9 protein-coding genes are annotated in these 6,668 nt (G+C 48.2%); 4 read left to right on the plus strand and 5 right to left on the minus strand.

Features of this window, described 5'->3' with window-relative positions; all coding sequences use genetic code 11:
• Positions 1 to 404 precede the first annotated feature (404 nt).
• Positions 405 to 1,079 (minus strand): hypothetical protein, encoded by a 675-nt coding sequence (locus AC23NW_RS35660; RefSeq protein ID WP_487455427.1) that lies wholly within the window; start codon positions 1,077 to 1,079, stop codon positions 405 to 407.
• Between the two features lie 481 nt (positions 1,080 to 1,560).
• Between AC23NW_RS35660 and AC23NW_RS35665 the strand changes: the two genes are divergently transcribed.
• A complete protein-coding gene (locus AC23NW_RS35665) occupies positions 1,561 to 1,788 on the plus strand; it encodes a hypothetical protein (RefSeq protein WP_487455429.1) in 228 nt (75 codons plus the stop codon).
• 523 nt (positions 1,789 to 2,311) lie between these two features.
• Here the strand turns inward: AC23NW_RS35665 and AC23NW_RS35670 are convergent.
• On the minus strand, positions 2,312 to 2,632 hold the full coding sequence (locus tag AC23NW_RS35670) for a hypothetical protein (protein ID WP_487455430.1): 321 nt from the start codon (positions 2,630 to 2,632) through the stop codon (positions 2,312 to 2,314).
• 264 nt (positions 2,633 to 2,896) lie between these two features.
• Here AC23NW_RS35670 and AC23NW_RS35675 point away from each other — a divergent pair, with 264 nt between their 5' ends.
• The gene (locus AC23NW_RS35675) at positions 2,897 to 3,340 is read left to right on the plus strand and encodes a hypothetical protein (RefSeq protein ID WP_487455432.1); all 444 of its coding nucleotides are present in this window, start codon (positions 2,897 to 2,899) and stop codon (positions 3,338 to 3,340) included.
• 190 nt (positions 3,341 to 3,530) lie between these two features.
• On the opposite strand, the gene AC23NW_RS35680 is transcribed toward AC23NW_RS35675, so the two are convergent.
• Both AC23NW_RS35680 and AC23NW_RS35685 read right to left on the minus strand, forming a co-directional pair.
• Positions 3,531 to 3,878, minus strand: coding sequence for a hypothetical protein (locus tag AC23NW_RS35680; RefSeq protein WP_487455433.1), 348 nt, complete (start codon positions 3,876 to 3,878; stop codon positions 3,531 to 3,533).
• Between the two features lie 60 nt (positions 3,879 to 3,938).
• Entirely contained in the window at positions 3,939 to 4,298 is a 360-nt protein-coding gene (locus AC23NW_RS35685; protein ID WP_487455435.1) for an ArsR/SmtB family transcription factor, read from the minus strand.
• Positions 4,299 to 4,611: 313 nt separating this feature from the next.
• Between AC23NW_RS35685 and AC23NW_RS35690 the strand changes: the two genes are divergently transcribed.
• Together AC23NW_RS35690 and AC23NW_RS35695 are read left to right on the plus strand one after the other, a co-directional pair.
• Positions 4,612 to 4,956, plus strand: coding sequence for a hypothetical protein (locus AC23NW_RS35690; protein WP_487455436.1), 345 nt, complete (start codon positions 4,612 to 4,614; stop codon positions 4,954 to 4,956).
• 696 nt (positions 4,957 to 5,652) lie between these two features.
• Positions 5,653 to 5,955, plus strand: coding sequence for a hypothetical protein (locus tag AC23NW_RS35695; protein ID WP_487455438.1), 303 nt, complete (start codon positions 5,653 to 5,655; stop codon positions 5,953 to 5,955).
• A gap of 26 nt (positions 5,956 to 5,981) precedes the next feature.
• On the opposite strand, the gene AC23NW_RS35700 is transcribed toward AC23NW_RS35695, so the two are convergent.
• On the minus strand, positions 5,982 to 6,578 hold the full coding sequence (locus AC23NW_RS35700) for a DNA/RNA non-specific endonuclease (RefSeq protein ID WP_487455439.1): 597 nt from the start codon (positions 6,576 to 6,578) through the stop codon (positions 5,982 to 5,984).
• Positions 6,579 to 6,668: the final 90 nt, after the last annotated feature.

Below are 6,668 nucleotides of genomic sequence, written 5' to 3' on the forward strand. Positions count from 1 at the left end.
CCTGCAAACAGCGTACTGTAGGGTCAACCCGCCAGTGGGCGGAACTGCCGGAGGGGATAGTAGGCATGCTCATTGATCAGCTAAGTTTCCGGTGGTAAAGCTGGCTGATCCTGCCGACAAACATGTTCCTTATTTGACCAAAAACTTTCCCTATTTGGTCAGGACTTTCCTTATTTGACCAAATTTGGGTTTTGGGCGTGAAAAAGGGGGAAAAGCGGTACTTTCAGAGAGTAGGTAAAACTGCTCAGCTGGTGTTGCTGTGTAAGCCGGCGGAAGGCATATAGGCAAGCCGGGCGATGAAAAAAAAGCACTCTTAATCCCCAGGCCAGACGTTGTAACGGCAGGTTGGCATTCTTACAAAAACCTCCCGATCTGAGAGAATGAGAGCCTGAATGTTTACAGATTTACATGGCTTTATTTCCGGATAGTAATTTCTGGGTTCGATAAATCTGCCAGGTCAATAAACACACCCAGCTCAGAAAAAATGCAAACGTAACTTTCTGAAGGGAAGGTAGCCAGTAGAGGTGATCCCGCGTGTAGTAGATGTAATTGTTTAATCCCATTAACGCCAGACACCCGCAACCTGACCCCAACAAGCCTTTGTACTGCTGACGGTACAGGCCGGTAAACGTGTAGATCAGGGCAATAAGGCCGCACAAACCGGCCAGATTGATAAACAGATCATGGTAAGGGGTAACAATTAGGCCTGCCAGCGTCATGGATAGTATACCGCTGCCTTGCAGCATCCGGCTACCGGATTTGCTGAAAGCAAACAGGGCAGGTAAATGATACCAGAAAAGAGCCAGTGAACCACACAGAATCAGCATAGCCGGTAAAGCCACCGGCCGTGCCGGATTAGGTTGTCCGTTTATGGCTTCGGTATTAAAAAGATTGCACCAGTAGTTATGCATCCAGCTAAAGCCAATATCCTGCGGGTTGGCCTGCGACCCGCCCGGATAAAGCAAAGCCGCTACCAGATATAAAATAATAAAGATCCCTATACCGGCTATGGGTGCCAGCAGCCAGCTGGTTCTGGCTGCTTTTGATAGCTGATTCGATTTAAACCTGCGCGTATCCATGAGTTCGGTAACGTGACCGGAGTGCTGATTTTCATAAAGAACGGTAAAAAGCGACTGTTTTGCAGGCGAAAAACTGCATAAAGGGCATGAAAGTAAAATCTATGTAAAAACATAGTCAGTGCTGTTCACTTCGGTGCCGGCTGTCTGTGTATTGTTAGCTTCTTCCGGTTTACGACAAACAATGTTCCTATGGTGGTCAGAGCGCTATCGTATAGTCCGTCCGTTCACCTGGTGAAAAAACAATATTGTTTACCGCCCTCTCAGTAACTCTATCTTACTACTCATACATTCAACCGCTATGGTCTTCCAACCCAATCAACAGGCCAGCGGGTTGCCGGCTACCCGGGAGTTGCTTCGGGCAACACAGGATTCCTTAATGGATATGATTCAGGTCTTTGAAGTAGTTCGGAATTAACATGGGGAAATAATCGGTTTTACCCGGATTCTTAATAACCATGCAGCCGAAAAAATCTACGGTGATGTGCTAAGTAAGAGCCTGTTGCAGATCCAGCCCGAGGTTGTGAAAGAAGGCATATTTGAGGCTCTTAAGCATGTGACGGAAACAGACCAGCCCCGGCAGTACGAAAAACATTACATCCACAAGCAGTTTAACGGCTGGTTTCATCAATCCGTCGTGAAGCCGGGCGATGGCGTTGCCACTACAACAGCCGGTATTATTTTCTCGTTACCGGTTAGTAATAACTGTTAAGTTACTGTATAACGTATTTAGTCTTTTTTTAACATATTTGACTGTAGTAAAGCTTACTGACTATATCGTTTATAAAAAGCGGGCATTGTCTTTGTACAATGCCCGTAAGTTCAGCCGGTTAAATTTATCTGTACGCATTGGAGCGGCGATGGCCCGGCAAGTGTAGGTAAGGCTTTGCTTTATTCACCGGGCTTTTGTCACCATGTTGTGCAATAGAATCAAACGCGGGAACCTGTCAGCATAAAGCAAAGATACATGATACATCGTGGCATGAACCGAAAAGCGCTCCGGAGTGCTGCTTCATCAGGCTTCGTTACCTGAAAGATCACCCGGGCACTTTTGCCCGGGCGTTAACGGCATAGTTTAAGTGAATGATGGTAATAACGGATTCTTTGGTTAGCCGGCACCTTAACTTATCCGTCAGAATGTGTAGTGCCATATAGACTGACGGCCGCAAAGGCTACCTTTGGTAGTGTAGCACGGCAAAAAACGGGCCTTTCCCTATACCTGGTGTACCAGACGGCTAATCAACACTTTGGTCCGCTTTTTTGGTTTTATCCTTGGCGTGTGCTTTCAGGTGTTTGGCGTCACTCTTCATGGCTTTCTTGACGGCTTTCTCTTCTTTCTTTTTTGCTTCAGCCAGTTTTGTTTTATCGTCGTTTATCGCCGGAATTTCAATCCGGTTCTGATCGCGGGCATCTTTCCGTTTTTCGGCTGCTTTGGCCAGTTTCTTTTCCGCTTTCATTTCTTTTTTCGCCTCTTTGCCTTCCTGGACGGCTTGTGCCATAGCGGCTTGTGTGATCAGCAGCAATGCGCACGCTGCCCCCATAATTACCTTTTTCATTGTCGTTGAGTATTGTGACGTAATGATCCGGCCGCTTTGGCCGGCTTTCTTAGCAGTAAACAACAGACTGGTTCGGACTTTGTTTGAAAAAATTAATGAGCGTTACCGGCCGGTAACTTTTTCTGCCATTTCCGGCGGGAAAAACAGCCTGTAAAGCCGTATAGCCTGATTATCAGCCTGAATGCGGTTATACCATTAGATAGAAGCGTAAAACGGTTATCTCCGGTTTATGTTAATTACGGAATAACGTAAAAATAACAAACTATGAAAGCTACCGGCCGACAGCGCATTTCCCCGGAAGACCGACAGCGTAAGCTGTTATCACTTGTTCTCCTCCGCAGTATCCTGATCAGCATGTTTATCGGTAATTTGCTGATTGCTTATAAGCTTATCCGGCCCGACACCGGTCAGCAAATTCATCAGACGCTCTCCCTGGCCTCCCTGGCACCTATCCTGCGTGGTTCTGTTTTATTCTTTCTGCTCATGTCTGCCCTGAGCCTGGTTGCGTTCATGCTTATACAGTCTCAAATTGAGCGTGCCCTGCCTAAAGCACATACTCCTGCCGAGCCGGAAAACAGCATTCCGGTCCACACTGGCCGGATCATTGTTTTCCGGCCCGGCCATATCCCGCCTGCGGATATGCCTGCTTTAAGCTTTAATGAAAAGATATCAGGTCCGGCAGATGCCGCCATACCCGGCAAAAATTAGCTTCCCCTACCGTATCATCGTTTTTATGTCTCTTTGAATCACAGAGGCATAACGTGAATCCCCTTAATGTACCATAGCATAGAAAATTCTGCCATCTTTCCATACCGGTGGTTAGACCGGTGTATGCATAGTATAAATGGATCTATGAAATGTAATGGTAAAAGTGCCGGCCGCTCTGTTGCCGGCATTTTTATGTCCCGTCCGGTAAATACAGTACCGGGGTGACCGGCGCCCATCTGTCATCTATTCCGCGCCGGAAACGTATTACCTGCCCCGTTAGCGGCATGGTAAGATCCTGCTCCCAGATTATTGCCGGTGTCCTGCGCAGACTAAATACAATAGCCTGCATCTGGTTATAGTCAATGATCAGCAGGTTACAGGCTTTTGCGCAGTCATTGGCAAGATTGATGATTACCCCGGCGGATTCACTGGCCGGGAACGGAATACGTTCAGCACGCAGGAACCGCAGGGCATTTTCGTACCCCGCTTCATCCTGTGGAAACGGGGTTGCTATGGTTGAGTTAATTTCTGTAATCAAGTCCGGAGCTGGTTAGCTGTCAGGGAGAAACGGGCATAGCAGGGCGATGACCCAAAACGGCTACTGCTCAAGCAATACACTGACTGCTTCAGCCAGCCGTATGTGGCTTAGTGAATAGTAGCGCTCATTGCTTTTGGGCGTTGCTGTTACGATTCCCTTGTCCCGCAGCAGACTCAGATGGTGGGAAACGGTATTATGATCAATTGCCAGCTGCTGCTGAAGCTGCCGGACGCTAATTCCCTGAGAGGCTTTACGCAGCAGCATAATGAGCTGCAGACGGAGGGGATGAGCCGCTGCCTTAAGAATGGCCGCCTCCCGGTCAACAGGAGAAGATAAATCTGAAGTCATAAACGCTAAGTAAACTGTCGTCTTATCTGCCGGCTCCGGATAAATGATATGCCGGGCCGGCTGTTCTTTCATATATACGATAAGTATCGTGTCTACGGATTTGACGATACAAAAAAACGGGGCGCTTCAGAAGTCCGTCAGCTATACAAAATGGCTTAACGCACGGCAACAGAGCAGGTAAAATGCCAAAACGGCTCATTAGCAGAACCCGCCTGATTGAGGCTGAGCAAGCACAAAAAATAACTCTTTTGATAGAAAATAAGATCATATTACGTTATCCGGACCGCTGAGTAACTTTACTGTTACAAAATTCATAGCCTGTTATTTTGCGGGATACAAATCCGCGCCGGAGTAGCCCCGGCGCTGCAACTTCTGATCTTATCTGATGACGTATCTTGAAAAGGCAATTGACAGCCTGCACGTAGTGAACCCGTTTTTATTTTCAGGCATGTACACGCCCTATAGCCTGGACGGGTATGATTCGCAGGAGGACGAACTGAATCTGGTCATTGTTGGCGTTGGCCATGGAGAACAGTACTTTTTTGATGTAACCATACAGCCCTGTTACATTCCTTTCAGGGGGCACAACTATTACAAAATCGAAGTAATCAGTATTGACGGAGTACGCTGCACAAAGATAATTCCGACCCTGAAGGTGCTGGATTTTTTGCTGCATGCGAAACTGCTGATACTGGCAGAACTTAAAATCATGCTGTTTGAGTATCCTTAATTTTCTTTTGGATAGTCACCGGCACTGGCAATACTCGGCTTTGTTGTTGTTATTTGCAGCCAATAGTATAATTCACTTGAACTAATGAACTAAAGCCGGACTCGCCTTGAAGCCCGGTTTTATTATTTAATGTTATTGACTGGTAAGGGCTGTCTGGCCCTCGCAGCTCCTTATGCCCTGATCGGAGGGTAAAAAAGTGAACCTGGTGCTCTTTTTGTATCGCTCTCTAGAGACATATAGCTGATTGCGCCCTTCTGTATCGATAAGCGGCTCGTTTACAGTCAGATAGTATCTTTGATAAACAAAGCGGGCTTTGACCGTGGTTTTTCACGGTGTGGACAGTCCCCGGGGCTTCAATCAGGCAATACGGTATATCCTGTATTACCGGCCTGAACGGGGCTGATACACCATCCGCCCCCTGTGCAATGCCGTTTTTTTATACCCCCCCCGGGGTAATTGTTCTTATGCGTAAGGAATCCCTTAGTGTAGAAATCAGTCCCGGCGATTTCTGATCTTATTAAGTACCCGGAAAGGGTATATTAAAATAGTACTATAGTCTCTTTATTTGTCAGCAATAAAATGATCTGAGTCTATATCCCGTAATTGTATAGTATCCGGCTACGGATTCGTCAAAATCCCGCTTAACTTAGAGGACAGGGCGGGACCTGTCAAGGTGTAAGCCGACCCCTTTAAGCAATGGGATTTATCAAAAATCTGTTTTCAGCCAGAGAATATCAAAGGGCCGGATGCCTGCCTGCGGCGTTGTACCCGGATTATGATAGTGATGCATTGATTAAAGAGGCCGCAACCTGCTTTGCTTTTGGCAGGTACAGAAAGGCACTCCGTTATGTTAATAAAGCGATAATCAGCAATCCGGAAAGCGCTGCTGCCTATAGCGTCAGAGCCGCAATCCTGAGAAGGCTGGGTAACCGGGCAGCGGCTGAGCCGGACGCCGAAAGAGCAGCCTTCCTGTCATTACGTAGCAGAGAGGAGGGATAAGGCGCGGTGAGATAGGAAAGATTTTATCAGAATGCCGGATACAGGAATACCTCCGCCACTTTCTGCATGTCGACAGTACTCTCTATGACCGACTGTACCGGATGAGGCAGGTTACCGAAAAAATCAAGACCGGTCATGCTCTCGATGGCATCGACCGACGTACGGAAATTCGTCCACGGCTGCGAACCCACCACCTGCTGATTCGGCATCCAGACGGCAATCACCCGCGTGGCTGTATTGACCCTACACACATCATCCTGACCGACGGGTAACACTAATATCACTTTCCAGAGTACTTCCGGAACTGTTACCCTGCCCGATCCGACGGTAGTGGCTGCGCCGTTGGAACCGATGCCGCCCGTACCCGAAACACCGGCTGTAATGTAAAGCTCGTTACCCTGCCCGACCAGATCACGGCAGTAATCTTCCAGCAGCCGCCATGCCTGCTGATTGTGGACCGGCGACTGGGGCACGATGTTGGTCAGCAGAAAGGTGCTGCGGTTCTCATCCGCTGTACTGTCGCGGTCGTCGGAGGGGCAGAGGTGCCCGCGGTCAAAACCGGAATTCGTATAATCGGCATGGCGGACCTGATACCAGCCTGCCGGCAGCGAGGTATCGGTAATGAAGTTACCTGAATAGGGGTTCTTTTAGCAACGGGACAAAGAATTACGCTAAGGAATTTTGATCTACCCGCTCCGGCGCACCGGTTCGGC

The organism is Arsenicibacter sp. R0_47 (assembly GCF_057652235.1).

Excerpts from the sequence above, each read along its gene's own strand:
- AC23NW_RS35660 (WP_487455427.1), bottom strand. The coding sequence starts at position 1,079 with ATGGATACGCGCAGGTTTAAATCGAATCAGCTATCAAAAGCAGCCAGA.
- AC23NW_RS35670 (WP_487455430.1), bottom strand. The coding sequence starts at position 2,632 with ATGAAAAAGGTAATTATGGGGGCAGCGTGCGCATTGCTGCTGATCACA.
- AC23NW_RS35675 (WP_487455432.1), top strand. The coding sequence starts at position 2,897 with ATGAAAGCTACCGGCCGACAGCGCATTTCCCCGGAAGACCGACAGCGT.
- AC23NW_RS35685 (WP_487455435.1), bottom strand. The coding sequence starts at position 4,298 with ATGAAAGAACAGCCGGCCCGGCATATCATTTATCCGGAGCCGGCAGAT.
- AC23NW_RS35690 (WP_487455436.1), top strand. The coding sequence starts at position 4,612 with ATGACGTATCTTGAAAAGGCAATTGACAGCCTGCACGTAGTGAACCCG.
- AC23NW_RS35695 (WP_487455438.1), top strand. The coding sequence starts at position 5,653 with ATGGGATTTATCAAAAATCTGTTTTCAGCCAGAGAATATCAAAGGGCC.